Genomic DNA, 26,092 nt, shown 5'->3' on the forward strand with positions numbered 1-26,092 from the left:
TGGTTTCTGCGTGACGCGCAGCATTAACGACATGGAGTAAAAATGTCCAGACCTACAATCATCATTAACGAACTTGACGCAGAACGTATCGACCGACTCCTGGAAAAACCGGAGTTCGCCTCGCTCCCGGTTGCCGACGCCCTGAACGAGGAGCTTGACCGTGCGCAAATGTGCACGCCCGAGTCGATGCCGCACGACGTGGTGACGATGAACAGCCAGGTGAAGTTCCGCAACCTGACGACCGGCGAGGAGCTGACCCGCACCCTGGTCTATCCGGCGAATATGACCGACAGCAGCGCGCAGCTTTCCGTGCTGGCGCCCGTGGGCGCTGCGCTGCTCGGTTTGCGCACCGGTGACACCATTCACTGGGAGCTGCCCGGCGGTGCCTCTGCCCATCTTGAAGTGCTTGAGTTGCTCTACCAGCCGGAAGCCGCGGGCGAATACCTGCGTTAATCCCCCCCTGCACATGCGCCCTGCGCGCAGACCGGAGGATGCCATGCATCCTCTTTGTGCAATTTCACCCAATCCTCCTATTTCCCGCAAAACGGCCTTAATCCACGCTTAATCTGTTTTGGTGCCGCGGGGACGGTCATGGGTGAGGCGCTGGTTATTACGCTGGTATTTCTTATTATGTTGGCGGTCATCGTCATTGCCGTGCTCTATCTTGAGCGACATGAGTAAGCGCTCAATGTCACACGACCCCGCCAGGAAACGCGTTAACCAGACCTTTGACCTTCTGCTCCGCCGCTTCCGCGGACGCCGCGCCGGGCACCAAAATCACCTTGCGGCACTCTTCTTCCCGCTTTTCGAAAATTTTGTAGGCGCGCTCCGCATCCGCCAGCGGCAGATAATGCGTCACGATCTCCTCCGGCGTCAGCAGGCCTTTTTCGATTAACGGCAGCAGCTCTCCGAGCCACGCATGAACGTGGGTTTGTCCCATCTTAAAGCTCAATCCTTTGTCAAAGGCGTCGCCAAACAGGAAGCCGTGAATAAACCCGGCATACACTCCCGGCACGCTGACCACCCCGCCGCGCCGCACGGCGGCAATGCACTGGCGCAGCGCTTTGCCGCTGCTGCCTTCAAGTTTGAGGTTGCTGAGGATCGTTTCCGTGGTGCTACCTTTAGCCTCAAAGCCCACCGCGTCAATAACCGCATCCACGCCTCGCTGGCCGGCCGTTTGCTCAATAATTTTTTCGGCGGCATCGCTGTCCTCGTCGAAGTTGATGGAGATAGCGCCGTAGCGTTCCTGAGCAAAACGCAGCCGATAGGCATGATGATCGACGATGAAAATCTGTTCTGCGCCCAGCAGCCGCGCGCACGCGATGGTCAGCAGCCCGACGGGACCCGCCCCAAAGATGGCCACGCTTGAGCCTTTCTCAATCTGGGCGTTCTTGGCGGCCTGCCAGGCCGTCGGCAGGATATCCGAGAGGAACAGGGCTTTGTCATCTGACAGCAGCTGGGGCACTTTGAACGGCCCCACGTTGCCTTTCGGCACGCGAACGTACTCCGCCTGGCCGCCCGGCACGCCGCCGTAGAGGTGGCTGTAGCCAAAGAGCGCTGCCGGTGCGGGGATCTGTTTCTTGTTCAGCGCGGCGCCCTGCCCGGCGTTGGTTTTTTCACAGGCCGCAAACTGATTGATGCGGCAGAAGAAGCAGTCCCCGCAGGCTATCACGAAGGGAATAACGACCCGCTCGCCCTTTTGCAGCCCCTTCACGTCGCGGCCGCACTCGACGATTTCCCCCATAAACTCGTGCCCAAAGATATCGCCGTGCTCCACCTTCGGGATCTTGCCTCGATAGAGATGAAGATCAGAGCCGCAGATGGCCGTCGCCGTTACGCGGAGAATAATGTCATCAGGCTGTTCAATGATGGGATCGGGGACATTTTCTACCTTCACATGGTGTGGACCGTGGTAAGTGAGTGCTTTCATTCGACCTCCAGAGATGCGGGTAAGCTTCTAAAAGGGTAGCTACCCCAGGCGATCCGCCCTGGAAATATCGGTATTTAAGATTTGTCCTGGCAAAGCAAAAAAGTGCCAGACGGCTAGCAGAAACCCGTATTATTTTGTGGTTGAATGCTTTTAGCGTTTTTAAACAAGGAGAAACGGGTATGTATCAGACAATCATAATGCCGGTTGATGTTTTTGAAATGGAGCTGAGCGACAAGGCCGTACGCCACGCGGAGTTCCTGGCGCAGCAGGATGGGATCATTCATCTTTTACACGTTCTGCCGGGTTCCGCCAGCCTCAGCCTGCACCGCTTCGCCGCCGACGTGCGCCGCTTTGAGGAACATCTTCAGCACGAAGCGGAAACGCGCCTGCAAACCATGGTCGGGCACTTCAGCATCGATCCTTCACGTATTAAAACCCACGTCAGGTTTGGCAGCGTGCGCGACGTTGTGAACGAACTGGCGGAAGAGCTGAAGGCCGACGTCGTCGTCATCGGTTCGCGCAATCCGTCGATCACCACGCATCTTTTAGGCTCCAACGCCTCCAGCGTGATCCGCCATACCCATATTCCGGTGATGGTGGTCAGATAGCGCGCATAAAAAACCCCGCTTCAGCGGGGTTTTTGCTCTCAGTACAAGTGACCAATATTGACGATGGTGCTCACCGTGTCGCCGAAGAACGTCAGTCGGCTTAATACCAGGCCCACCAGCAGGATGGCGAAAACGGCCTTCTGCATCGGCTGACGCATCATCGTCAGCGCGCAGCCTACCGCACAGCAGGCGAGGCTTCCCAGATAAAGCGGCGAGCTGAGCCACGCGTGGGCAGTCATCTTCATGATGGTTCCCCCGCTCAGCCACATCACCGGCGCGGCAATCATTAGCGCCATCAGCACCAGCACGCCATTGCGCAGGGCGCAGCCAGAGGCGTTCAGCCGCAGCAGCGGCGCGGCGGCGCAGCCCATCACCCAGACGGTGGCGAAGAACAGCATCATGGTGATGCCGTTGGCAATCGCCTGCATCGCAGGGGCAGCGTAGGTCATGCCCTGGACAACAACCAGCAGAATGCCGAACAGGGACGCCAGCAGTGCCGCGCCCTTGTTGCCTTTGGTCAGGAACGCCAGGCCAATCGTGCCGCCGTAAAGCGTTGCGCCCAGAATTTCGCGGCTCAGCCAGGCGTGCTTGAGGTTAATCAGCGCGTTATAGGCGTGCTCCGGGTGCGCCAGGTGCAGGATCGCGGCGATGGACGCCACGCCGAGGATCAGACCCGTTATCAGCCAGTGAATGCGGTTGCCCTCAAGCTCTCCGCGCAGCGTGCGCCAGGTCAGCAGCAGCGTCATGCCAACGGACATCTGGCTCAGCACGGTGAAAATCACCAGCGGCAGTTCGTACTTTTCCATTATTTATCCCCCGGCTGTTTAGGCTGACGAGCGAGAATAAAGCGCGTTCCCGGATTGAGCTGCGGCATGCGCGGGAAGCCCGGCGGGTACTGCACCGCGTTGTTTGGCAGCGGATCGGCGTCCAGATCGATAAGCGTCAGCGCGCCCACCGGGCAGGCGTTCACGCAGGCCGGGTTCATGCCGATATCCAGACGCTCGTAGCACATGCTGCACTTCTCGGCTTTCTGCGTCTCTTCGTTAAAGCGCGGCGCGCCGTAAGGGCAGTTGCGGATGCAGTTTTTACAGCCGATGCAGCGCTCAGGGTTATGCACCACCACGCCGTCGTCGCGTTTGGTGTACGCCTCAACCGGGCAGGCCGCCAGGCAGGCCGGGTTTTCGCAGTGGTTGCAGGCCAGCGAGAAAAAGGCGCGCTCCTCGTGCGGATAAATTTCTTTATCCAGCGGGTAGACGTTGCGCCAGAAGCGTTCCGGCTCAAGCTGGTTAAAGCTTTTGCAGGCCATTGCGCATCCGCGGCAGCCAATACACTTATCACTGTTCACTAAAAATGCGCGTCTCATGCCTCTACTCCTTCATTCGCGATGAGGACAATGTCTACAAACTGGTCGTGGATCGCCGCGCCCGGCGCGCCGGTGGCCATCAGGCCCATATCGGCCGGGGTATCTTTCACCACGTTTTGCACGTTATAGCTGAGCTTGTTGAACCAGGACTCATACATCACCAGGAAATCTTCCGGCACGTTGGTGGTCACTTTGGCACGCAGCTCCACTTCACCGATCTCGTTGAATACCCGAACTTTCGCCAGGTCGCGGATGCCTTTTTTCTCCGCCGCTACCGGGTGGATATAGACGAACGGCTCCGGCCAGAAGACCTGCATCCAGTCGAGGTTAACGAACTGGGAGTGCAGCCCGTACTGCAGGTGCGGCGTAAAGAGGTGGAACGGCAGCTTGCCTTCGGCAGCCGGCAGGTATTCCGGCAGCGCCTTATGGCCGTTTTTCGCACAGCGTTCGGATAAAAATTCATATTTACCCGACGGCGTTTTGAACTTGCGATCGTGCCAGGCGGCGCTGCTCGGCATTTTGGCCTTCACCGGCCCGTCCAGCAGATCGTCCCAGGAGCTGATGCCAAACTGCTTCGCCAGCCCGTCGTTGAACTCGAGATCCAGCCATTTTTTCTGATCGACATCCTGAGGGAAGGTACACGAACCCGGCTCCATTTTGTTGATGGTTCGGGAGAGCAGCACGGCAATGTCCAGGTCGCTCTTGCATTCGTACATGGGCTTGATGGCCGGCTCGTTGACCGTCAGCCAGTAGTGCCAGTAGGAAGACGAGGCGCTCCAGTGCTCGAACGTGGTGGTGACGGGCAGAACAATGTCCGCGTGCTGTACCGTCTCGTTAAAGAACTGGTCAACGCAGACGACCATCTCCAGCTTCTCGAACGCTTTTTCCATCTTGTTGCGGTCAAAGTCCTGCGCGAACGGGTTCTTACAGGCTACCCACAGCATGCGAATCGGCGGATCGTTGGCGTCCAGAATGCTCTGCGCGGTCTGGTTAAGGTTAAGCGCGCGGTCGGCGTATTTGCTCTTTTCGCCGCTGTCGCTGACGAATTCCCCGACCGGGCCTGAGGCACCTTCCATGCCGACCGATCCGACCGGCGGCTTTTGCGTCATGGCATGGTAGTTATAGCCCCAGGTTTGCAGATGGCCGTAGCGCGCGCCGCCGCCTTCTACGCCGATGTTGCCGGTCATCGCCACAAACGCATCGATCGCGCGTACGTTCGCGCCGCCGTTGACGTGGCGCTGCATGCCGTAGCCAATCCAGACGGTGGACGGCTTCACGGCGGTGAACTCTTCGGCAAGCTGACGAATGACGTCCGGGGCCAGGCCACAGATTTCAGAAGCCCACTCGACCGTCACGTTATTGAGCAGGTACTGCTCAAACTCCGGATAGCCGTGGGCATAGTTGTTCACAAAATCCTGGTCCACGCGGCCGATGTCGACCAGGTGGCGGGCCATGCCGAGCGCCAGCGCGCCGTCGGAGCCCGAGCGCACGCGCAGGTAGAGGTCGGCTTTTGCGGCGGTTTGCGAGAACAGCGGATCGATCACGACCACCTTCGCCCCTTTCTCGCGCGCCTCGTAGATGTACTTCATGGAGTGCATGGAGCACCACGCCGGGTTCGCGCCCCAAAGGATGATGTACTTGGCTTTCACCATATCTTCCGGGTCGTTACACCACATGTCGCCCATGTCGTAATGCTGCGCGTCAATGCCCGCAGGCCAGCACGGCGTGCCCGCAAAGCGGGTGGTGTAGCCCAGAGAGGACATCATCCCCTCGACGGCATAGCTCATCACGCCGAGGTTGCCGGAGTATTTCGTCAGCGCCAGCCCCAGCAGGGAGCCGTCTTTCTTTTTGATCTCCAGCATTTTGCTGGCAATACGCTGCATCGCTTCATCCCAGGAGATGCGGCGCCATTTACCGCTGCCGCGCCCGTCCTGAATCATCGGATATTTAATGCGGTCCGGAGAGTAAACGCGGCGAGGATAGGTCAGCCCCTTCACGCACGGCGAGCCGTGGGTAAAGGTCGATTCGCCCGCGCCTTCAACGAAGGTGATGACATCATCCTTCACCCAGGTTTTTAAGCTACAGGTGTCATAGCAGTTGCGCGGGCAGGCGTTGCGGAAAATTTTGTAGGTCTTCGGATTAAACGGAATCGGCGGCTGCGCCATCGCGCAGCGGGAGGATAATAATCCGCCGGGTAACGCGGCGACCGTGCCTAATGCAATGAGCCCCTTTAAAAAGGAGCGCCTGTTCAGTTGCCCTGTATCAATGCTCATAATATTACTCTCGCTTTTAATTCATCTAACCAATTAGTCATACGATTCGCGACCGATTTGATTGCGGAAGTTTTTGCTTTGTTATTTATTCTTTCAATAAATGTCGGCAGCCATAATTCGACATGTCCCGTTGTGAAACGGGTTAATGCGTCATGATATTGCGGTGACTGCCTGGCATGAGCGGATAACATCACGATTAATTCCAGCTCAAAGCTAACGTGGTCATCCGGCACGCCGTTTTCATCATTAACAAACAGACCAATGCTGTGTAAAAACTCGCGTACCCCAAGGGTCGTCGGGCCCATCACCATCGGCTCATCATCGATATACACCGAGGCGTAAGGCGCAGCCAGCGGGGCCATAGGGCCGACGAAGAGCGCATTGAAATCATATTCAATATCCAGCCAGATATCGTCATGCCACTCTGCGCTTTCGGGAAGAAGCTGTCGCAAGGCCTTATTTCGGGAGGTCATTTCCGCGGCGTTAAAAAAATCACGCAGCGCCAGACCTGTAGACTCAAATAATGACAGCGCGTCATATATTGAATTGGTGAATATGTTTTTATCATTCATACGAAATGCAAATAATTATCCGCTAAAAATCTCGCAGATATTAGCAATACATTAAATATTTTCTTTGATCAAAGCGGGCAACTCGATTCTTGAAGGAAAAAATCGGAAGGAAAATCGGTAAAAAAAATAGAACTAAAAAAAAGCCGCCTCGTGGAGAGGCGGCTGTGCAGGTGTCGTCTTACTTTCTTTTATTATGCGGTTTTGGTGCGGATCAGGTAGTCGAAAGCGCTCAGCGATGCCTTCGCGCCTTCGCCAGTCGCGATGATGATCTGCTTGTACGGGACGGTTGTGCAGTCGCCGGCGGCAAACACGCCCTTCACGCTGGTTTCGCATTTAGCGTCGATGATGATCTCGCCCATGCGGTTGCGCTCAATCGCGCCTTCCAGCCAGGTGGTGTTGGGCAGCAGGCCAATCTGAACAAAGATCCCCGAAAGCTGAACGCTGTGGACGTCTCCGCTTACGCGGTCGCGGTATTCCAGACCGGTCACCTTGCTGCCGTCGCCCTTCACTTCTGTCGTCTGCGCGTTCAGCACGATGTCGACGTTTTTCAGGCTGCGCACTTTGTCCTGCAGCACCTGGTCCGCCTTCATCTCTGGAGCAAACTCCAGCAGCGTCACGTGTTCAACGATCCCCGCCAGGTCGATAGCCGCCTCAACGCCGGAGTTACCGCCGCCGATCACCGCCACGCGCTTGCCTTTAAACAGCGGGCCGTCGCAGTGCGGGCAATAGGTGACGCCTTTGGTGCGATACTGATCTTCACCCGGCACGTTCATGTTGCGCCATTTTGCACCGGTGGCAATGATGATGCTCCGCGCTTTCAATACCGCGCCAGAGGCCGTTTCAATCTGGTGCAGACCTCCTTCAACCGCCGCCGGAACCAGCCTGCTGGCGCTCTGGCTGTCGATCACATCTACGTCGTAGTCGCTAACGTGCGCCTTCAGGGCGCCTGCCAGCTTCTGACCTTCGGTCTTCGGCACGGAAATGTAGTTTTCGATGTCAACGGTGTCCAGCACCTGGCCGCCGAAACGCTCGCCCATCAGGCCGGTACGAATGCCTTTACGCGCGGAGTACACCGCCGCCGCCGCGCCCGCCGGGCCGGACCCCACGATCAGGACGTCGTAAGCATCGCGTTTGTTCAGCGCTTCCGCCGCGCGTCTTTCCGCGCCGGAATCCACTTTGGCAACGATTTCGCTCAGCGTCATGCGGCCCTGGCCAAACTCCTTGCCGTTCAAATAGACGGCCGGAACGCCCATCACGTTGCGTTCGGTGATTTCATTCTGGTACGTGCCGCCGTCAATCGCCGTGTGCTTGATGCGCGGGTTGAGCACCGACATCAGGTTCAGCGCCTGCACCACGTCCGGGCAGTTGTGGCAGGAGAGCGAGTAATAGGTTTCAAACTCAAAGTCACCGTCGATATCGCGGATCTGCTCCAGCAGCGCCTGCGCCTCTTTTGACGGATGACCGCCGGTCCACAGCAGCGCCAGCACCAGCGAGGTAAATTCGTGCCCCAGAGGAGACCCCGCGAAACGCGGCCCCTGGTCGGAGCCCGGGTTGGCGATCAGGAAAGAAGGCTTGCGCACGGCCAGTGAGTTATCTTCCCTGAACGTCACCTTCGGCGACAGCTCGGCGATCTCAGCCAGCAGTTCTTTGATCTCTGCCGATTTCGCGCTGTCGTCCAGCGTGGCAATCAGCTCAACGGGTTTAGTCAGTTTCTCAAGGTAGGCCTTGAGCTGGGTTTTCATGTTTGTGTCGAGCATTGTTCTTCCCTCTCTTAAAACGTCATCATGCAAGCTGCCTTATGCGGGCGGCCTGAATGCAACTTGCATCATGGTGCTGAAATAAAATGGGCGCGGGCGCGCCCATAGCTGAAACCATTTCCGGGTATTTCGCGTCAGAGCCAGGCGGCTAGCCTGTGTATCCCCGGAAGCTTACAGAAGTAAGTGACCGGGGTAAGCAGGCGACGCCATGGCAGCCATGGCGTGAAAGACGACGGAAATTTAGATCTTGCCGACCAGGTCCAGAGATGGAGCCAGCGTTGCTTCGCCTTCTTTCCATTTCGCCGGGCACACTTCGCCTGGGTGAGACGCCACGTACTGAGCGGCTTTCACTTTACGCAGCAGGTCAGACGCATCGCGGCCGATACCTTCAGCGGTAACTTCGATAGCCTGGATAATGCCCTGCGGGTCAACGACGAAGGTCGCGCGGTCTGCCAGGCCTTCATCTTCACGCATGTTGTCGAAGTTACGGGTCAGGGCGCCGGTTGGGTCGCCGATCATCGCGTATTTGATTTTCGCGATGGTTTCAGAGCTGCTGTGCCACGCTTTGTGGGTGAAGTGGGTATCGGTAGAAACAGAGTAAACGTCTACGCCCAGCTTCTGCAGCTCTTCATAGTGGTCTGCCACGTCGCCCAGTTCGGTCGGGCAAACGAAGGTGAAGTCAGCCGGATAGAAGAAGAAAACGCTCCAGCGGCCTTCGGTATCTTTCTCGGTCACTTCGATGAATTCACCGTTTTTGAACGCCTGGTTTTTAAAAGGTTTAATTTTGGTGTTAATCAAAGACATCTGTACTTCCTCCGTGTTTTCGTTGAGAGATAAGGTAACCAACTTTGTTCATCGGGGCTAATGCGTATGCTTTATCAAATCAATCAGCCAAACCTAACAACGCGATAAATGCAGGTGAAAACCCTAAACGTAAAAAGGCCGCCTCAGCGGGCGGCCCTGATACCTGAACTTCCCGCAGGTTATTCAGTGCCAGCCTAAGCTGGCGTTGCGTTGCGCTCTACATACCTTTATATCAAGGCCGTAACAGCGCGTTAATTACATCACCCAGGTGAATAATGGGCAATCCGCAACAGTAGCAATCTTGTCTATGATTACGATAGGTTTTACCGAACATGCCGCGCACAGTCCGCCCTTCGGGAACATTATTAATGAGAATTAATTACAATAGCGGATAAAAAGGGTAAAACCGACAAGCGGGAATAATAGGATGAGGAGGAAGTATAACGACGGATTATCTCTAAAAAAAAAATCCTCACATTTTACGAGTAAAAATATCTTCAACTTAATTAAAGTTCTATTTCAATAATCGAGCAACGTGATATATTTAGTAAATATTCAAATAGTTTTAAGTTAGCCAATCACAAGGATTGTAAATGGTTAACCTCGAACTATAGTTACCGATTATGTACTAGAACCCGCAACGTCAGCTCACTCAGGATGAACTATGGCCAACCTTTACGACCTTAAAAAATTCGACCTCAACCTTTTAGTCATTTTTGAGTGTATTTACCAAAACCTCAGCATCAGTAAAGCGGCGGAGACGCTCTACATTACCCCTTCGGCCGTGAGCCAGTCGCTTCAACGCCTGCGCACGCAGCTGAACGATCCTTTATTCATTCGTGCCGGAAAGGGCATTACCCCCACGACGGTCGGCGTCAATCTGCATCATCATCTTGAGCAAAACCTCAACCAGATTGAGCAGACCATCAACATAATGAATGAGTCAGAGCTGAAGAAGAATTTTGTGATTTATTGTCCGCAAATTGTCGCTAAAGGACGGCTCACCGACTTTTTACGACAGCTGCTTCAGGAGGAGAATTATGAAGTTGATCAATACGATATGGTCCTTTCCCCTGAAACGGCAGAAGATCTGTTGGCCTACCGCAAAGCCGATCTGGTTTTCACCTTCGCACCGGTAAATAACCGCTCCGTGATCTGTACTCATTTTCTGCAGTTTCCGATGGTGTTAGTTGGGCGCAGCGACCATCCTCGATTCAGAGAAAACATGACGCACGAAGAGCTGCTGCAGGAGAAATTCACCCAGCTCAGAAGCCAGGAGTCCGGCATCAGAGAGTTCCAAATGCAGGTTGAAAAGCTTTTTCCGGAACGGAGTATTGCGTTTCGCAGCGACTCGTATATATCGATACTGAACGTTATTAGCACGACCGACCTATTAGGCTATGTACCCACACCTATATTTGAACAATATAAAGATAGCTTGCATTTAAAAACCGTAGATATATGTTTCAAATTACCAAAGCCGGACGTCTATATGCAATATAACCGCTCTGCATTAAACAACCGAATCTTCGCGCAGTTCATCGAAAAAATAAAAAACTAGCCGCCATAATTGTTTCACAATTGTTAATCATCACATTGTGAAACAGTTCTGCACGCCATTATTCTAAAATTCACCTTGCCGTAGAGGGTTTGTTATTACATATTGACTCGGGTAACTATCTGATTTTGGACATTCATACTCAGGAAGAGATTGAATATGTCACTCTATAAATACCCGCTCGTTCAAAACGTACTTGAAGCCTCGCAGGAGCGCATTGAGTGGTCCCTTGAAAATTTCCCCCGGGTTTGCGTCTCTTTTTCCGGGGGGAAAGATTCTACCGTTATGCTGCACCTGACGGCGCAATTAGCCCGTAAACGAAATAAAAAAATTAGCGTCCTCTTCATCGACTGGGAAGCACAATTCTCCTGCACCATCGAGCATGTTATGAACATGCGAGAAGCGTACCGGGACGTGATTGATAACTTCTACTGGGTCGCGCTCCCGCTTACCACCCAAAACGCCCTTTCCCAGTACCAGCCTGAATGGCAGTGCTGGGAACCGGGGGCAAAATGGGTGCGCCAACCTCCGGCGGAGGCCATTACCTCCCCTGACTATTTCGATTTCTATCAACCGGGAATGACCTTCGAGGAGTTTGTCCGTTCATTTTCCGACTGGTTTGCCAGCAATCGCCCTGCTGCCGTCATGATCGGCATTCGCGCGGACGAGTCCTATAACCGCTTTTTGACCATCGCCAACGCGCGCAAGCAGCGGTTTGCCGACGATAAGCCCTGGACGACCGTCGCACCCGGCGGGCACGCATGGTATCTCTATCCCATTTACGACTGGAAAACGGCCGATCTGTGGACCTGGTTCGCCAAAACCGGCAATAGCTATAACCCGCTGTATGACCTGATGTTTCAGGCGGGCGTCCCTCCGCGCTACATGCGCATCTGTGAACCGTTTGGCCCAGAGCAGCGCCAGGGGCTGTGGCTTTATCACGTCATTGAACCCGATCGCTGGGCCGCCATGTGCGAGCGCGTCAGCGGCGCACGAAGCGGCGGCATCTATGCAGGCCAGGATAACCATTTCTACGGGCACCGCAAAATCCTCAAGCCCGAGAGCCTCAGCTGGAAAGAATATGCCCTGCTGCTGCTCGACAGCATGCCGCAAAATACGGCGGAACATTACCGCAATAAAATCGCCGTTTATTTGCACTGGTACATCAATAAAGGCATGCCCGATATTCCAGATACGCAGGACGGCGATATCGGTTCAAAAGACATTCCCTCCTGGCGACGTATTTGCAAGGTCCTTCTCAATAACGACTACTGGTGCCGGGCATTATCCTTTAGCCCCAACAAGCCAAAACACTACAAGCGCTACAGCGACCGGATTAAATTGAAACGTAAGGAATGGAATATATTATGCAGCAGCGACTGATCGACGAAATGAAAATATATCTTCAGTCACTTCCTGAAACGCAGCGAATTGACGCCATCAACGCCTTTCGTCAGGCGATACATGAAACCAGCCCTTTTCGCGAGCAGCCCGTTGACTGCGTGCTGTGGATCAAACAGGACGATATAACCGCCAATGACTACAACCCGAATAACGTCGCGCCGCCGGAAAAGCGATTATTGAGCAAATCCCTCGAGCTGGACGGCTTCACCCAGCCGATTGTCGTCACGGAAAGCGAAGCGCAGCATTATGAAATTATCGACGGCTTTCATCGCCACGAAATTGGCAAAAACAGAGCCACGCTAAAACGGCAGCTAAAGGGGTATTTACCCGTTACCTGCCTGCGAAAAGACCGTCAGGATAAATACAACCGCATGGCGGCGACGATTCGCCACAACCGCGCCCGAGGACGGCACCAGATCCACGCGATGTCGGAGATTGTGCGCGAACTTGTGCAGCTCGGCTGGGACGATGTGAGGGTGGGAAAAGAGCTGGGCATGGACAGCGACGAAGTGCTGCGCCTGAAGCAGATTAACGGCCTGCTGGAGCTGTTTGCAGACCGTCGTTACTCACAGGCCTGGACGGTAAAATAGTCAGAGCGTATTCAGGCGCTCTGCCGCCGCGAGAAGCGTCGATTCCTGCTTCGCGAAGCACAGGCGAATCAGCCTGTGCGGGAAGGGATCGGCGCAGAATACCGACAGCGGGATCGCCGCAACCCCAACCTCTTTCGTCAGCCACTGGCAAAAGCTCACGTCGTCCAGATCGGAAATGGCGCTGTAGTCGGCCAGCAGGAAGTAGGTGCCTTCGCACGGCAAAATCTCAAGGCGGCTCTGGCTTAATGCACTAACGAAGCGATCCCTGCGCGCGCGGTAAAAATCCGGCAGCTCGCGATAATGCTCCGGCTGCGCGCGCAGCATATCCGCCAGCGCCAGCTGCGCCGGCGTGTTCACCGCAAAGGTTAAATACTGATGCACCTTTCGCAGCTCCGCGCTGATGGCCGAAGGTGCAACGCAGTAGCCCACCTTCCAGCCGGTCATGTGGTAGGTTTTGCCAAAGGATGAGACGGCGACGGCGCGCTCGCGAAGCTGCGGATGCGCCAGCACGCTGGCATGCCCTTCCTTTGCAAAACAGATGTGCTCATACACCTCATCGCTCAGGACATAGATCTCGCGCTCGGCAATCGCCTGCCATAGCGCGGCGAAGTCCGCTTTCTGCCACACCGTGGCGGACGGGTTGTGCGGCGTGTTCAGAATGACAAGACGGGTTTTGTCGCTCAGCTGCGCGGCAAACGCCTGCCAGTCCGGGCGGAAATGCGGCGGCTGAAGCGCGATGCGTTTCACTACGCCGCCGGAAAGTTCTACCGCAGGCGCGTAGCTGTCATAGCTCGGGTCAAAGCAAATGACCTCATCACCGCTTCGCACCAGCGCGGTAATCGCGGCATACAGCGCTTCTGTTGCCCCCGCCGTCACCGTGATGTCGCTGTTTGCATCCGGCCTGTGGCCGTAAAGTTCCGCGGTTTTATCGGCAATCGCTTCCCGCAGCGCCTGCACGCCGGTCATCGGCGCATACTGGTTTGCGCCCTGCGCCACGTGATGCGCCAGGCGCTCCTGCAGATAGGATGGACCATCAAAATCCGGGAACCCCTGCGAAAGATTGATGGCGTTATGCTGCTGAGCCAGCGCGCTCATCCGGGTAAAGATGGTTGTGCCTAAATCAGGAAGCTTACTTTTTGGAATCAATGGGTTGTTGCTCATTGTGCTGCGCCTGTTTGTAATACTTATGTTGCTGCCACTATAACACGATGTTACTCTTTGGCAATCAAGACGCTTAGACGTCTAAACGATATGAATATTCCTGGCCGGGAGGGTAAAGGAAAATGACGGACAACCTGCAGTTTGCACATCTGGTCGACGCCTGCCGCTGGATCGGCGCCAAAGGCTGGGCGCCCGCCACGGGCGGAAATATGTCGATACGTCAGGACGCGCGCCTGTGCTGGCTTAGCGAATCCGGCAAGGACAAGGGCAGCCTGACGACCGACGATTTTCTCCAGGTCGAGATCGCCACCAACCGCGCGCCCTCCGGCCGCAGGCCGTCGGCAGAAACCGGGCTGCATACCCTGATCTATCGCCTGTTCCCGGAGGCCAACGCCGTGCTGCACGTTCACACGGTTAACGCCACGGTGCTCTCCAGGCTGGTGAAAGAGGATGAACTCCACCTCAGCGGCTTTGAGATGCAAAAATCCCTCGCCGGGCAGACCACGCATCGGGATACGGTGGCTATCCCGGTCTTTGACAACGACCAGGACATCGACGCCCTCGCCGCCCGAATCGCCCGCTCCGCGCAGGCGCGCCCGCTTAATTATGGTTTTCTTCTGCGCGGCCATGGCTTAACCTGCTGGGGGCGCGACGTGGCTGAAGCCCGCCGTCACCTGGAAGGATTAGAGTTTTTATTCGAATGCGAGATGCGTTTACGACAACTGGAGAGAGTATGATTCGCGCGATTGTGACGGATATTGAAGGGACCACCAGCGATATTCGTTTTGTCCATAACGTTTTGTTCCCCTACGCGCGCGCGCGTCTGGCGGCGTTTGTCACCGCCCAGCAGTACGCCGAGCCGGTCAAATCAATTCTGGACAACCTGCGCGATGAAATCAGCAATCCGCACTCCTCCACGGGTGAGCTTATCGACGCGCTGTTTGCGTTTATGGATGAAGACCGAAAATCCACGGCGCTGAAGGCGCTGCAGGGCATCATCTGGCACGACGGCTACGTCAACGGCGACTTTACCGGCCACCTCTACCCGGACGTCCTGCCCGCGCTGGAAAAATGGAAGTCGCAGGGTATTGATCTCTATGTTTATTCCTCCGGTTCCGTTGCCGCGCAGAAACTGTTATTTGGCTACAGCGACGAAGGTGATATTACTCATCTGTTTAGCGGCTATTTTGATACGCGCATCGGCGCCAAGCGCGAGGTGCAGTCCTATCAGAACATCGCGGCGCAAACGGGCATTGCCCCGTCGCAGATCCTGTTCTTGTCCGACATTCACCAGGAGCTGGACGCCGCCGAGCAGGCCGGCTTTCGCACCCTGCAGCTGATTCGCGGTAACGACGACGGCGCAAGCCATCATCACCAGGTCCACCAGTTTGACGAGATTAATCCGGAGCAGATCCCTTCATGAGCGCATTGACCCTCTATTCCGACAAAGACGCCAGCCAGCCCCAGTGGCACAGCACCGACGCCGATGAAATCGCCCAAAAGCTTAACGCCAGAGGCGTGCGCTTCGAGCGCTGGGCGGCGGATCGTGATTTAGGCCGCGATCCCGCGCCGGAGAAGGTGATCGACGCCTATCAGCACGCGATCGACAGGCTAGTCGCGGAGAAAGGCTATCAAAGCTGGGACGTCATTAGCCTGCGCGCCGATAACCCGCAGAAAGAGGCGCTGCGCGCGAAGTTCCTGAACGAACACACCCACGGCGAAGACGAAGTGCGTTTCTTCGTGGAAGGCGCGGGGCTGTTCTGCCTGCACATTGGCGATGAGGTGTACCAGGTTCTGTGCGAGAAAAACGACCTGATATCGGTGCCCGCCGGCACGCCGCACTGGTTTGATATGGGTTCCGAGCCGAACTTTACGGCGATTCGTATTTTCGATAACCCCGAAGGATGGATCGCGCAGTTTACCGGTGATGCGATCGCGGATGCGTATCCAAAGCTGGCATAGGTAAAAGCAAAACGGCAGCTATAGCTGCCGTTTTTAGTGTTTGCTCCCTCTCCCTGTGGGAGAGGGTCGGGGTGAGGGCATCAGGCCGCTGGAGCTTCAACGCTCCAGCCCCTTCACATACCCCACCAGCTGATCCAGCACAATCCCCCACCCTTCGTGGAAGCCCATCTGCTCGTGCTGCTCGCGGATTTCCTTCGTCGCATGGCGCGCAATCGCCGTGTAGCGCGTTTTCCCCTCCCCGACGTCTTGCAGCAGCAGGATCGCGGTCATAAACGGTTTTTCGGCAGGCTTCCAGCCTTCGGTATAGCCGTCGGTGAATACCAGCTTTTTACCCGGGTCAATCTCCAGAAATACGCCCCGGTTGTCCATCCGCTGGCCGTCCACTTCAAATACGGTGTTGAATCGCCCGCCGACGCGCAGGTCGAGATCGCATTCGGTCACCTTATGGGGAGCGGGAATAAAGAAGTTTTTGATGTGCTCCGGCGTAGTCCAGCAGAGCCACAGCAGGTCGCGCGGGGCGTCCACCACGCGCTCCAGTTTTAAGTCTGTTTCAGGATCGAGCGTCACGATACTGTCCTCGAAAAGGAACCCTCTGAAAGGATAGCCCGGGTCAGGCAAATTTTCCCGACGCCACCTCTTCAGGCGTGACCACGCCCGTATCAAGGACCCATCCGCTTATCAGCGCCGCTGGCGTCACGTCGAACGCCGGGTTGTAAACCCGCGCGTTTTCCGGCGCCCACTGCACCGCACCGAAGCTTCCGGCCACGCCCGTCACCTCACCGGCGGCGCGCTGCTCAATCGGGATCGCCTCGCCGTTCGGGCAGCCAGGGTCAAGCGTGGTCTGCGGCGCGGCAACGTAGAACGGAATGCCGTGGAATTTCGCCAGCACCGCCAGGGAATAGGTGCCAATTTTGTTCGCCACGTCGCCGTTGGCGGCGATGCGATCCGCCCCGACCCACACGGCGTCTACCTGCCCTTTTGCCATCAGGCTGGCGGCCATAGAATCGGTGATCAACTGATAAGGAACGCCCAGCTCGCCCAGCTCCCACGCGGTCAGCCTGCCGCCCTGCAAGAGTGGACGGGTTTCATCCACCCAGACGTTGCTAACGTTACCCTCATGATGCGCGCGAGCAATCACGCCCAGCGCCGTTCCGACGCCCGCGGTCGCCAGCCCGCCGGTATTACAGTGGGTCAACAGGCGGCTGCCGGGCTTCACCAGCGCGCTACCCGCTTTCGCAATCGCGTCGCAAAGCTGTCTGTCTTCCTCAATCAGGCGCAGCGCTTCGGCCACCAGGGCCGGAACATACTCTTCCTGCCACAGCGCCTGCTTCATGCGGTCGAGGTTGTTCATCAGGTTCACCGCCGTCGGGCGCGAGGCGCGCAGCGTTTCCAACGCCGCCGCCAGCGCGTCGCGGCTATTGCCGTTTTCCGCCATCAGCGCCAGCAGCAGGCTTGCGGAGAGGCCAATCAGCGGCGCGCCGCGCACCCGCAGGGCGTGAATATGGCCCACCAGCGCCTCGACGCTGGAGGCGTCCAGCCAGCGTTTCTCCTGCGGAAGCGCCTGCTGGTCGAGAATAAAGAGCTGATTATCCGCCACCCGCAGGCTGGTCGTCTGTAATGTCTGCATGTCGTTAATTCTCTGTTGCGTTGTTGTAGCACATTGTGTCAGGATGAAATCCAGATGTATAGACGTCTAAATGTCTTTAATTAGCAAAACGCGCGAGGAGCAGGCCATGTCGCAATACCGTACCTTTACCGCCCAGGACGCCGTGGAGTATGCCAGGCAGTTCGGCGGCGTTGATAACCCATCATCGCTGGTGGAGGCGCAGGAGGTGGGCGACGGCAACCTCAATCTGGTGTTCAAAATCTTCGACAGCGCAGGCGTGAGCCGCATCGTCGTTAAGCAGGCGCTGCCCTACGTGCGCTGCGTCGGCGAGTCGTGGCCGCTGACGCTGGACCGCGCGCGGCTTGAGGCGCAAACGCTGGTCGAGCACTATCGGCACAGTCCGCAGCACACGGTGAAAATCCACCACTTTGACCCGGACCTGGCGGCGATGGTGATGGAAGATCTCTCCAGCCACCGCATCTGGCGCGGCGAGCTGATTAAGAATGTCTATTACCCGCAGGCCGCTCGCCAGCTGGGTGAATATCTTGCCCACGCGCTGTTCCACACCAGCGACTTTTATCTGCACCCGCACGAGAAAAAGGCGCAGGTGGCGCAGTTCATCAACCCGGAGATGTGCGAGATCACCGAGGATCTGTTCTTCAACGATCCGTATCAGATCCACGCGCGCAACAGCTACCCGGCCGAGCTGGAAAACGACGTGGCCGCCCTGCGCGACGACGCGCAGCTGAAGGTTGCGGTAGCCTCCCTGAAGCATCGCTTCTTCTCGCAGGCCGAAGCGCTGCTGCACGGCGATATTCACAGCGGGTCGATCTTCGTGGCGGAAGACAGCCTGAAGGCCATCGACGCCGAGTTCGGCTACTTCGGTCCGATTGGCTTTGATATCGGCACCGCCATCGGCAACCTGCTGCTGAACTTCTGCGGCCTGCCGGGACACCTCGGCATCCGCGATGCCGCCGCCGCCCGCGAGCAGCGCCTGACCGACATCCAGGAGCTTTGGCACGCTTTTGCCGAACGCTTCCAGGCGCTGGCAAGCGAAAAAACGCGCGACGCCGCGCTCGCCGCGCCGGGCTATGCCTCCGCGTTTCTGAAAAAAGCGTGGACGGACGCCGTTGGCTTTTGCGGTACCGAGCTGATCCGCCGCAGCGTCGGGCTATCGCACGTGGCCGACATCGACACCATTCAGGACGAAGCAATGCGCCATGAGTGCCTGCGCCACGCCGTTACGCTCGGCAGAGCGCTGATTATGATTGCCGAGCGCATCGATAGCGTAGAAGAGCTGGTGGCGCGGGTGCGGCAGTACAGCTGAGTGCTTTACTCCCTCAGCCCCCTGGGAGAGGGGTTCAGGCAGCACTCCCCCCCAACGTCCTGCGCGCCGCGTTTGAGAAAGTGGAATCCTTCCCCCGTTAATCGCGCCGACCGTCTATACCTAATGATGATTCTCCCCCTTCCCAACACGAGGTCATCATGCAGATCGATTTAACAGGTAAGAAAGCGCTGGTTACCGGTGCCAGCCGCGGGCTGGGCCGCGCCATTGCCCTTTCGCTGGCAAAGGCCGGGGCCGACGTGGTCATTACGTATGAAAAATCTGCCGATAAGGCGCAGGCGGTCGCCGAAGAAATAAAAGCGCTGGGGCGGCACGGCGAGGCCATTCAGGCCGACAGCGCCAGCGCCCAAGCGATTCAGGATGCCGTAACCCATGCGGCGCGCTCCCTCGGCGGGCTGGACATTCTGGTCAACAACGCCGGGATCGCGCGCGGCGGCCCGCTGGAGACCATGACGCTGGCTGACATCGACGCGCTGATCAACGTCAACATCCGCGGCGTGGTGATCGCCACCCAGGCGGCGCTCGTTCACCTTTCGGACGGCGGGCGAATCATCAACATCGGCAGCTGTCTGGCAAACCGCGTGGCGATGCCGGGTATTGCCGTCTATTCGATGACCAAATCGGCGCTCAACTCCCTCACCCGCGGGCTGGCGCGAGACCTCGGGCCGCGCGGCATCACGGTCAATCTCGTGCATCCCGGCCCGACGAACAGCGATATGAACCCGGAAGACGGTGAACAGGCCGACGCGCAGCGCCAGATGATTGCCGTCGGCCATTACGGCCAGCCGGAAGACATCGCGGCGGCAGTCACGTTTCTTGCCAGCCCGGCCGCCGGGCAGATCTCCGGCACGGGGCTGGACGTGGACGGCGGTTTGAACGCCTGATCGCATATTTTCTGCACGCCTCTGCCGCCCGGCAGAGGCGTTTTCGAGCCGCCTCGACGGTTTGCGTTTTGCCGCTTTCTCCCGCGCGCTGCCCGCCCTACAGTGAACATAAGAAATTCGGAATTTATCTAATAGTCTTATTATTTCCTTATATTTTATGTGGGCGTACAGTGGAGGTACGGATGAAGATTATCTGGTCTAATGGTGCAAAAAAGGCTTTTTCCAAAATTGACGAGCGGTATCAGCGCCGCATTGAGGTAAAGCTCGCCGAGCTGGATGACCGCTCGGCTCCCCGGCCCGATATCAAAAAAATATCGACGACAGAAAATCATTTCCGGTTACGCGTAGGCGATTACCGAATCGTCTATACGCTTCGGGACGATCCCGATGACCATTGTTATGTTCTGGCCGTCAAGCGCAGAACATCAACAACTTACCTGCACGAGGAGAAAGCCACCTATGGCTGTTCAGCTAATTAAGGACGATAACGGAAAAACGCAGTACGTGGTTATTCCTTATCACGAATACTTCCGCATGTGCTTGCAGATGGCTGAGATCGACGACGAAACCGACGACGATCTGGAGGATATTGAGGTCGAACACGATAGTCTGGATGACGTTGAATTGCCAGGTGAGGTGTGCAGCATTATGACCTGGCAGAACGTCAGCCTGCAGGCCGCGTGGCGTATCCATTGCGGGTTATCACAGCAGGAGGTCGCGGAGAAACTCGGCATCACCCAGTCCGCCGTGTCGCAGCTTGAAGCCCTCGACTCCCGCCCGCAAAAGCGCACCCGCGAAAAGCTGGCGGCCATTTACGGCTGTAAGCAGGAGCAAATCAGCCTCTATTTACCGAAAGAGGGTTAACAGCACTTCGCGCCGCCCTTGCCGCCGTAGCGCGCCTCCTGGCGTTCGCGGAAAAATTCTTCGTAGGTCATCGGCGTCTGGTCCGGGTGGGTAACGCGCATATGCTCGACGTAGTTGTCGTAGTCCGGCACGCCGATCATCATTTTGGCGGCCTGGCCCAGGTACTTACCTGCTTTGGAAAGGGTGTCGAACATAGGTCGTTTCTCGTTTGTGTCCCCCTAACCCTACCCCTCTCCCCAAAGGGGAGAGGGAACTTATAACACTGGGATGAGGGGTTTGGTTATGTTAATGCGCCCCTTTGGCCTGGGTCACAATCTCGTTCAGGTTTTCCGGCATCGGCTCATACGGCGTCTCTTTCGCCGTCGGTTTGTCGACTTTCAACGCCGCCAGCGCGGTCTTCAGAGAATACAACGCCAGCACCACAACCACCACCATAAAGAAGATGGTTAACCCGGCATCCAGTCGGTTGTTGAACACCAGCTGCGACAGCTGGGATTCTGTGTACTGCGCCGGGATCTTGCCGCTGTCGATCATCGCCTGGAACTTGTTGGCAATTGCCAGGAAGCCGACCTTATTATCCGGGCTAAACGCCTTTTGCCAGCCCGCAGTCAGGGTACAGATCAGCAGCCACGCGGTTGGCACCAGCGCCACCCACGCGTAGCGCTGGCGCTTCATCTTGAACAGCACCACCGCGCAGAGCATCAGCGCCATGCCCGCCAGCATCTGGTTGGCGATGCCGAACAGCGGCCACAGGGTGTTGATGCCGCCCAGCGGGTCGACAACGCCCTGATGCAGGAAGTAACCCCACGCCAGCACGCACAGCGCCGTCGCCAGCAGGTTCGCCGGGAGCGAATCGGTGCGCTTCAGGTTGGGCGAAATTACCCCCAGCAGATCCTGGAGCATAAAGCGCGCCGCGCGCGTGCCCGCGTCCACCGCCGTCAGGATGAACAGCGCTTCAAACAGGATGGCGAAGTGATACCAGAACGACACGTCCATCAGCCCGCCGAGCGCGCCGTGCAGAATGTAGGCCATCCCCACCGCCAGCGTCGGCGCGCCGCCCGCGCGGGAGATGATCGACTGCTCGCCCACTTCGTTCGCAATGTGCGTTAGCGTTTCAGGGGTAATGGCAAAGCCCCAGCCGCTCACCACCTGCGCGGCAGATGCCACCACGTCAACGGTTCCGGCAGGCGCCAGCACCGCCATCGGGCTGTTCATCGCGAAGTAGACGCCCGGGTCGATAATGCAGGCGGAGACCAGCGCCATAATCGCCACGAAGGACTCCATCAGCATGCCGCCGTAGCCGATCAGGCAGGCCTGATTTTCATTCGCCAGCATCTTCGGCGTGGTGCCCGAGGCAATCAGCGCGTGGAAGCCGGAGACCGCCCCGCAGGCAATGGTGATAAACAGGAACGGGAACAGGTTGCCGGTCCAGACCGGGCCGGTGCCGTCAATGAACTTGGTCAGCGCGGGCATGGTCAGCGTCGGGCGCATAATCAGAATGCCGATCGCCAGCCCGACGATAGTGCCGATTTTCAGGAAGGTCGAGAGGTAGTCACGCGGGGCCAGGAGCAGCCACACGGGCAGTACGGCGGCGACGAAGCCGTAGCCCACCAGCATCCACGTCAGCTGTACGCCGGTAAAGTCAAACCACGGCGCCCAGGTCGGACTTTCCGCTACCCAGCCACCGGAGATGATCGCGAACACCAGGAAGACCAGGCCGATGACGGACACTTCGCCAATGCGGCCCGGGCGCAGATAGCGAATGTAGATCCCCATAAACAGCGCCAGCGGAATGGTAAAGGCCACGGTGTAGGTACCCCACGGGCTGTGGGTCAGCGCTTTCACGACGATCATCGCCAGCACCGCGAGGATGATCACCATGATCATAAAGGTCGCCACCAGCGCGATCACGCCCGCGGTCGCCCCCATCTCCTCTTTCACCAGCTCGCCGAGAGAACGCCCGTCGCGGCGGGTGGAGACGAACAGCACCATAAAGTCCTGCACCGCCCCCGCCAGCACCACGCCCGCCAGGATCCAGATCATCCCCGGCAGATACCCCATCTGCGCCGCCAGCACCGGTCCCACCAGCGGGCCCGCGCCGGCGATGGCCGCAAAATGGTGACCGAACAGCACTTTTTTATCCGTCGGCACGTAGTCCAGCCCGTCGTTATGGCGCACGGCAGGCGTCATGCGCGTCGCGTCAACGCCCAGGACGTTCTTCGCGATATAGCGGCCGTAAAAACGATACGCGATCAGATATATACAGACCGAGGCGACTACAATCCACAGCGCGTTAATCTGTTCGCCCCGGTTAAGGGCGATATAGCCCAGGGCAAAGGCTCCCACAACGGAGAGCCCTGCCCATAAAAGGTATTTCCCTGAGTTGTTCATAGTTGTTGTCCGTTGTAGTGGAACAGTGAGATGTTACATTTTGTTTCTAGAACAACCGCTAAAATTTAACAACCTTGAAACGCAATAATGCGTGGTCAAACCAGACATTTACACCACAGTGTTAAGCCGATCACTTTCGCTCTTCCCCCGCGCCGTCGCCGGTCACATTTTTGTCTTTTTCATCCCGTGACGCCGTTACGAAATGATTTGCATCATCTTTTTTGGGCAAAACATCGCCAGAATGAGCCTGCGCACCCGCGCATTTACAAGGAAAAGGATATGAAAAGTTCAGAACCTCAGGAGTATAAGGTCGGGCCCGGCGCGTACTTTGCGCTGGCTTTCGCAGCCGTTTTCTTCTCCGGCCTGCTGGGCGGAAAAGAGTGGTACGGCGTGTTTGATTTCACCACCCTCAACGGCGCGTTCGGCAAGGTGGTCAGCAAGGCCAGCCTCGACGACGGCGCGTTAACCACCGCAACCAGCGCCTTTCGCGGCGCGGGCGGCAGCGGCGCAATGGACGGATTTCTGTTCGCGCTCGGGCTGATCCCGGCGGTTATGTTTGCGCTCGGCATGATCAACGTGCTGGAGCACTACGGCGCGCTGCGTGCGGCGCGCAAGCTATTAACCCCGCTGCTGCGCCCGCTGCTGGGCATTCCCGGCACCGCCGGCCTGGCGCTGATCGGCAGCCTGCAAAGCACCGACGTTGGCGCGTCGCTCACGCGCAGCCTGGCCGACGAAGGGCAGATTAGCGAAACGGAAAAAGACGTCTTCGCCATGTTCCAGTTTTCGGCTGGCGCAATGATCACCAACTTCTTCTCGTCGGGGGCGATCCTCTTTACCCTCGTCGCCGCTGACGGCACCGCGGCGGTTCCGGCCTCAATAGGCGGCTGCATCGCCGTGATGTTTATTATGAAAATCGTTGGCGCAAACCTGCTGCGCCTGATCCTGACGTTTACTGGAAAATCCGCCGCCGTGAAGCAAGGAGAAGCCGCATGAGTGCGCCACAATCGAACCCCGTTATTACCGATGTCTTCGTTGAGGGCGCACGCAAGGGCTGGGGCATCGCCACCAGCAGCACCCTGCCCAACGTGGTGATGGCGTTTATCATCATCAAGGCGCTGGAAATCACCGGCGCGCTGAAAGGGCTCGGCATGATCTTCGCGCCGCTGATGGGGCTGTTTGGCCTGCCGGGCGAAGCGGCCGCCGTGCTGATTGGCGGCTGGATGTCGATGGGCGGCGGCATCGGCGTGGCGATTGGCCTGTTTGATAAAGGCATTCTGACCGGGGAACACTTAGCCATTCTCGCCCCGGCGATCTATCTGATGGGCTCGCAGGTGCAGTACCTGGGCCGTATCCTCGGCGTGATCGGCACCCGCGCCAAACGCATTCCGCTGATGATCGCCCTTTCGGTCATCAACGCCTTCCTTGCCATGCTGCTGATGCGCATCATTCTCTGAACAGGACGTAACCATGAATCTTGACCACTATATTGAAGAGCTTAAAACCCTGGTGAACGTGGACTGCGGCACCCAGACCATCGACGGCGTCGCCACCGTGGCGGGCATCATGCAGGCGCTCTGGCAGCGCGAGGGCTGGCACGCCGAGCAGATCGATTTTGGCGAGAAGGTTGGCCCCGGCGTGTTCGTCAGCAACAGGCCAAAGGCCGAGCGGTTCGACGTGCTGCTGGTTGGCCATCTTGATACCGTATTTGCCCCGGGCACCGTGGCCGAACGGCCAATGAGCGAAGACGATACCCGCCTGTACGGCCCCGGCGTGTCCGATATGAAAAGCGGGCTGCTGAACATCCTGTGGGCGATGCGCGAGCTGGACGCCGCCGATAAGGATCGGCTGGCGATTGCGGTCGCGATGAACCCGGACGAAGAGACCGGATCGGTTTACTCCCACGCGTGGATCGGCGAGCTGGCTAAGCGCTCGCGCCGCGTGCTGGTGTGCGAAGCGGCGCGCGCCGACGGCTCGCTGGTCAAAGCGCGTAAAGGCATGGCGGGCTACCACCTCACCTTCAGCGGCGTGGCGGCGCACGCGGGCAACGATCCGGAAAAAGGCCGCTCGGCGATTACCGCGCTGGCGCACGCCGTGACCGCCATTAACGCGCTGACCGACTGGGATCGCGGCACCACGCTGAACGTCGGGGTCATCCGCGGCGGCAGCGCGGCCAACGTGGTGGCGGACAGCGCCTTTGCCGAGCTCGACGTGCGCTTCTGGGAGAACGACGAATACGAGCGGGTGAATCAGGCGCTGGGCGCGCTGTGCGAAAAAGGCTTTTTAGAGGGCGTAACCACCTCGCTGAAGCGCGTCAACCACAAGCCGGCAATGGCGGCGAGTGAAGCCACGCAGCAGCTGATGCAGCTCGTCGAGCAGGCGGGTAAAGAAGAAGGGATCGCCATCACCTGGCAGGCGGTCGGCGGCGGCAGCGACGCTAACCACACCGCCGCGCTCGGCATTCCGACCCTCGACGGCCTGGGGCCGATTGGCGCGGGCTTCCACAGCCCGGCGGAGTGGCTGGATAAGGCGTCGATTGAACCGCGGATTCGGTTGCTAAAACGGATTGTGTCGATGCTGTAATAAATATCACCGGGCCTTAACATGGCCCGGTGATCATTTAATAAACAACGGTAAATACTTTACATGTTAAATTATTACTCTTCCCCTACAAAAATACCGGCATAAGGTAAAGATATTGAGGGACAATGTACTTATACATAGCTATAATTTCTTATACTCACGGCTAATGAGTGTTTTCTTCTCATCAAAGTTTAAAATCAGCATTAAAGAATTGTTATAACTTACAGGAACAACAGCATAAATCGCCATCCCCTTTGTTTTTGAAAAATATAGCCATCGATTTTCATCATTATAATTTATTGGGGCAGTAGGGGCTCCAAGAATTAATAAGACATCCTTTTTCGTGGTTTTCCCAGGGACTAATTTTTTAAGTAATTCCTCTTTAGAGTACTTACTAACATTTCCTTCTTGAGTACGATCGATATTACCAACACATCCAT

The 26,092-nt window shown here is 57.3% G+C and carries 29 protein-coding genes; 16 read left to right on the forward strand and 13 right to left on the reverse strand.

What is annotated here, in order from left to right:
- Positions 1 to 42: 42 nt before the first annotated feature.
- Together rnk and yldA are read left to right on the forward strand one after the other, a co-directional pair.
- Positions 43 to 453 carry a nucleoside diphosphate kinase regulator gene (gene rnk, locus DBY73_RS13010; protein ID WP_112011538.1) on the forward strand — a complete coding sequence of 137 codons (411 nt, stop codon included), beginning with the start codon at positions 43 to 45 and terminating at the stop codon, positions 451 to 453.
- 138 nt (positions 454 to 591) lie between these two features.
- Positions 592 to 681, forward strand: a complete 90-nt coding sequence (gene yldA / locus DBY73_RS22400) for a small membrane protein YldA (RefSeq protein ID WP_297119297.1) — start codon at positions 592 to 594, stop codon at positions 679 to 681.
- 10 nt (positions 682 to 691) lie between these two features.
- Here the strand turns inward: yldA and DBY73_RS13015 are convergent, their stop codons facing one another.
- Positions 692 to 1,930: a zinc-dependent alcohol dehydrogenase gene (locus DBY73_RS13015; RefSeq protein ID WP_112011539.1), complete on the reverse strand. Its 1,239-nt coding sequence runs from the start codon at positions 1,928 to 1,930 to the stop codon at positions 692 to 694.
- A 179-nt stretch (positions 1,931 to 2,109) separates the two neighbouring features.
- Between DBY73_RS13015 and uspG the strand changes: the two genes are divergently transcribed.
- Entirely contained in the window at positions 2,110 to 2,538 is a 429-nt protein-coding gene (gene uspG / locus DBY73_RS13020) for a universal stress protein UspG (protein WP_112011540.1), read from the forward strand.
- Between the two features lie 38 nt (positions 2,539 to 2,576).
- Here the strand turns inward: uspG and DBY73_RS13025 are convergent, their stop codons facing one another.
- The 6 genes from DBY73_RS13025 to ahpC all read right to left on the reverse strand — a co-directional run bounded on the left by DBY73_RS13025 (position 2,577) and on the right by ahpC (position 9,307).
- On the reverse strand, positions 2,577 to 3,344 hold the full coding sequence (locus tag DBY73_RS13025; protein ID WP_112011541.1) for a DmsC/YnfH family molybdoenzyme membrane anchor subunit: 768 nt from the start codon (positions 3,342 to 3,344) through the stop codon (positions 2,577 to 2,579).
- Complete coding sequence (locus DBY73_RS13030) at positions 3,344 to 3,901, reverse strand: 4Fe-4S dicluster domain-containing protein (RefSeq protein ID WP_112011542.1); 558 nt, start codon at positions 3,899 to 3,901, stop codon at positions 3,344 to 3,346. Before DBY73_RS13030 ends, DBY73_RS13025 begins: the two co-directional genes overlap by 1 nt.
- On the reverse strand, positions 3,898 to 6,174 hold the full coding sequence (locus DBY73_RS13035; protein WP_112011543.1) for a molybdopterin-dependent oxidoreductase: 2,277 nt from the start codon (positions 6,172 to 6,174) through the stop codon (positions 3,898 to 3,900). The genes DBY73_RS13030 and DBY73_RS13035 overlap by 4 nt, the downstream gene beginning before the upstream one ends.
- Complete coding sequence (locus DBY73_RS13040; protein ID WP_112011544.1) at positions 6,171 to 6,746, reverse strand: molecular chaperone TorD family protein; 576 nt, start codon at positions 6,744 to 6,746, stop codon at positions 6,171 to 6,173. The genes DBY73_RS13035 and DBY73_RS13040 overlap by 4 nt, the downstream gene beginning before the upstream one ends.
- Before the next feature lie 191 nt (positions 6,747 to 6,937).
- On the reverse strand, positions 6,938 to 8,503 hold the full coding sequence (ahpF, locus tag DBY73_RS13045; protein ID WP_112011545.1) for an alkyl hydroperoxide reductase subunit F: 1,566 nt from the start codon (positions 8,501 to 8,503) through the stop codon (positions 6,938 to 6,940).
- A 240-nt stretch (positions 8,504 to 8,743) separates the two neighbouring features.
- Positions 8,744 to 9,307 carry an alkyl hydroperoxide reductase subunit C gene (gene ahpC, locus DBY73_RS13050; protein WP_014882974.1) on the reverse strand — a complete coding sequence of 188 codons (564 nt, stop codon included), beginning with the start codon at positions 9,305 to 9,307 and terminating at the stop codon, positions 8,744 to 8,746.
- Between the two features lie 664 nt (positions 9,308 to 9,971).
- Between ahpC and DBY73_RS13055 the strand changes: the two genes are divergently transcribed.
- The 3 genes from DBY73_RS13055 to DBY73_RS13065 all read left to right on the forward strand — a co-directional run bounded on the left by DBY73_RS13055 (position 9,972) and on the right by DBY73_RS13065 (position 12,859).
- Positions 9,972 to 10,868: a LysR family transcriptional regulator gene (locus DBY73_RS13055; RefSeq protein ID WP_112011546.1), complete on the forward strand. Its 897-nt coding sequence runs from the start codon at positions 9,972 to 9,974 to the stop codon at positions 10,866 to 10,868.
- 156 nt (positions 10,869 to 11,024) lie between these two features.
- A complete protein-coding gene (locus DBY73_RS13060; protein WP_112011547.1) occupies positions 11,025 to 12,248 on the forward strand; it encodes a phosphoadenosine phosphosulfate reductase in 1,224 nt (407 codons plus the stop codon).
- Positions 12,233 to 12,859 carry a ParB/RepB/Spo0J family partition protein gene (locus DBY73_RS13065; RefSeq protein WP_112011548.1) on the forward strand — a complete coding sequence of 209 codons (627 nt, stop codon included), beginning with the start codon at positions 12,233 to 12,235 and terminating at the stop codon, positions 12,857 to 12,859. The genes DBY73_RS13060 and DBY73_RS13065 overlap by 16 nt, the downstream gene beginning before the upstream one ends.
- Here the strand turns inward: DBY73_RS13065 and DBY73_RS13070 are convergent, their stop codons facing one another.
- Complete coding sequence (locus DBY73_RS13070) at positions 12,860 to 14,020, reverse strand: pyridoxal phosphate-dependent aminotransferase (RefSeq protein ID WP_112011549.1); 1,161 nt, start codon at positions 14,018 to 14,020, stop codon at positions 12,860 to 12,862.
- A 122-nt stretch (positions 14,021 to 14,142) separates the two neighbouring features.
- Between DBY73_RS13070 and DBY73_RS13075 the strand changes: the two genes are divergently transcribed.
- The 3 genes from DBY73_RS13075 to DBY73_RS13085 are packed head-to-tail and all read left to right on the forward strand — an operon-like array spanning position 14,143 to position 15,982.
- Positions 14,143 to 14,757, forward strand: coding sequence for a methylthioribulose 1-phosphate dehydratase (locus DBY73_RS13075; protein WP_112011550.1), 615 nt, complete (start codon positions 14,143 to 14,145; stop codon positions 14,755 to 14,757).
- Positions 14,754 to 15,443 carry an acireductone synthase gene (mtnC, locus tag DBY73_RS13080; RefSeq protein ID WP_112011551.1) on the forward strand — a complete coding sequence of 230 codons (690 nt, stop codon included), beginning with the start codon at positions 14,754 to 14,756 and terminating at the stop codon, positions 15,441 to 15,443. The genes DBY73_RS13075 and mtnC overlap by 4 nt, the downstream gene beginning before the upstream one ends.
- Complete coding sequence (locus tag DBY73_RS13085; RefSeq protein ID WP_112011552.1) at positions 15,440 to 15,982, forward strand: acireductone dioxygenase; 543 nt, start codon at positions 15,440 to 15,442, stop codon at positions 15,980 to 15,982. Before mtnC ends, DBY73_RS13085 begins: the two co-directional genes overlap by 4 nt.
- 96 nt (positions 15,983 to 16,078) lie before the next feature.
- On the opposite strand, the gene DBY73_RS13090 is transcribed toward DBY73_RS13085, so the two are convergent.
- Positions 16,079 to 16,549 carry an SRPBCC family protein gene (locus DBY73_RS13090; RefSeq protein ID WP_112011553.1) on the reverse strand — a complete coding sequence of 157 codons (471 nt, stop codon included), beginning with the start codon at positions 16,547 to 16,549 and terminating at the stop codon, positions 16,079 to 16,081.
- 43 nt (positions 16,550 to 16,592) lie between these two features.
- On the reverse strand, positions 16,593 to 17,609 hold the full coding sequence (gene mtnA / locus DBY73_RS13095) for an S-methyl-5-thioribose-1-phosphate isomerase (RefSeq protein WP_112011554.1): 1,017 nt from the start codon (positions 17,607 to 17,609) through the stop codon (positions 16,593 to 16,595).
- 106 nt (positions 17,610 to 17,715) lie between these two features.
- On the opposite strand from mtnA, the gene mtnK reads away from it, so the two are divergent.
- The 4 genes from mtnK (at position 17,716) to DBY73_RS13115 (ending at position 20,681) form a co-directional block, all read left to right on the forward strand.
- Positions 17,716 to 18,915, forward strand: a complete 1,200-nt coding sequence (mtnK, locus tag DBY73_RS13100) for an S-methyl-5-thioribose kinase (RefSeq protein WP_112011567.1) — start codon at positions 17,716 to 17,718, stop codon at positions 18,913 to 18,915.
- Positions 18,916 to 19,073: 158 nt separating this feature from the next.
- On the forward strand, positions 19,074 to 19,817 hold the full coding sequence (locus tag DBY73_RS13105) for a 3-oxoacyl-ACP reductase family protein (RefSeq protein ID WP_112011555.1): 744 nt from the start codon (positions 19,074 to 19,076) through the stop codon (positions 19,815 to 19,817).
- A gap of 182 nt (positions 19,818 to 19,999) precedes the next feature.
- Positions 20,000 to 20,296 (forward strand): type II toxin-antitoxin system RelE/ParE family toxin, encoded by a 297-nt coding sequence (locus DBY73_RS13110; RefSeq protein WP_112011556.1) that lies wholly within the window; start codon positions 20,000 to 20,002, stop codon positions 20,294 to 20,296.
- Complete coding sequence (locus DBY73_RS13115) at positions 20,277 to 20,681, forward strand: helix-turn-helix transcriptional regulator (protein ID WP_112011568.1); 405 nt, start codon at positions 20,277 to 20,279, stop codon at positions 20,679 to 20,681. Before DBY73_RS13110 ends, DBY73_RS13115 begins: the two co-directional genes overlap by 20 nt.
- Here DBY73_RS13115 and DBY73_RS13120 read toward each other — a convergent pair.
- Together DBY73_RS13120 and cstA are read right to left on the reverse strand one after the other, a co-directional pair.
- A complete protein-coding gene (locus DBY73_RS13120) occupies positions 20,678 to 20,875 on the reverse strand; it encodes a YbdD/YjiX family protein (protein WP_112011557.1) in 198 nt (65 codons plus the stop codon). The genes DBY73_RS13115 and DBY73_RS13120 overlap by 4 nt on opposite strands.
- Before the next feature lie 91 nt (positions 20,876 to 20,966).
- Positions 20,967 to 23,072 carry a pyruvate/proton symporter CstA gene (gene cstA, locus DBY73_RS13125; RefSeq protein ID WP_112011558.1) on the reverse strand — a complete coding sequence of 702 codons (2,106 nt, stop codon included), beginning with the start codon at positions 23,070 to 23,072 and terminating at the stop codon, positions 20,967 to 20,969.
- Positions 23,073 to 23,351: 279 nt separating this feature from the next.
- On the opposite strand from cstA, the gene DBY73_RS13135 reads away from it, so the two are divergent.
- The 3 genes from DBY73_RS13135 to DBY73_RS13145 are packed head-to-tail and all read left to right on the forward strand — an operon-like array spanning position 23,352 to position 25,652.
- Positions 23,352 to 24,065, forward strand: a complete 714-nt coding sequence (locus tag DBY73_RS13135) for a nucleoside recognition domain-containing protein (protein ID WP_112011559.1) — start codon at positions 23,352 to 23,354, stop codon at positions 24,063 to 24,065.
- Positions 24,062 to 24,526 (forward strand): YjiG family protein, encoded by a 465-nt coding sequence (locus DBY73_RS13140; protein ID WP_032638769.1) that lies wholly within the window; start codon positions 24,062 to 24,064, stop codon positions 24,524 to 24,526. The genes DBY73_RS13135 and DBY73_RS13140 overlap by 4 nt, the downstream gene beginning before the upstream one ends.
- Positions 24,527 to 24,539: 13 nt before the next feature.
- Positions 24,540 to 25,652, forward strand: a complete 1,113-nt coding sequence (locus DBY73_RS13145) for a M20 family metallopeptidase (protein ID WP_112011560.1) — start codon at positions 24,540 to 24,542, stop codon at positions 25,650 to 25,652.
- A gap of 141 nt (positions 25,653 to 25,793) precedes the next feature.
- Here DBY73_RS13145 and bamE read toward each other — a convergent pair.
- Positions 25,794 to 26,092, reverse strand: a 299-nt coding sequence (gene bamE, locus DBY73_RS13150; RefSeq protein ID WP_146745768.1) for an outer membrane protein assembly factor BamE, incomplete at its 5' end; no start/stop codon positions are given.

It is taken from the genome of Enterobacter sp. RIT418, from assembly GCF_003057745.1.
Lineage (GTDB): Bacteria > Pseudomonadota > Gammaproteobacteria > Enterobacterales > Enterobacteriaceae > Enterobacter.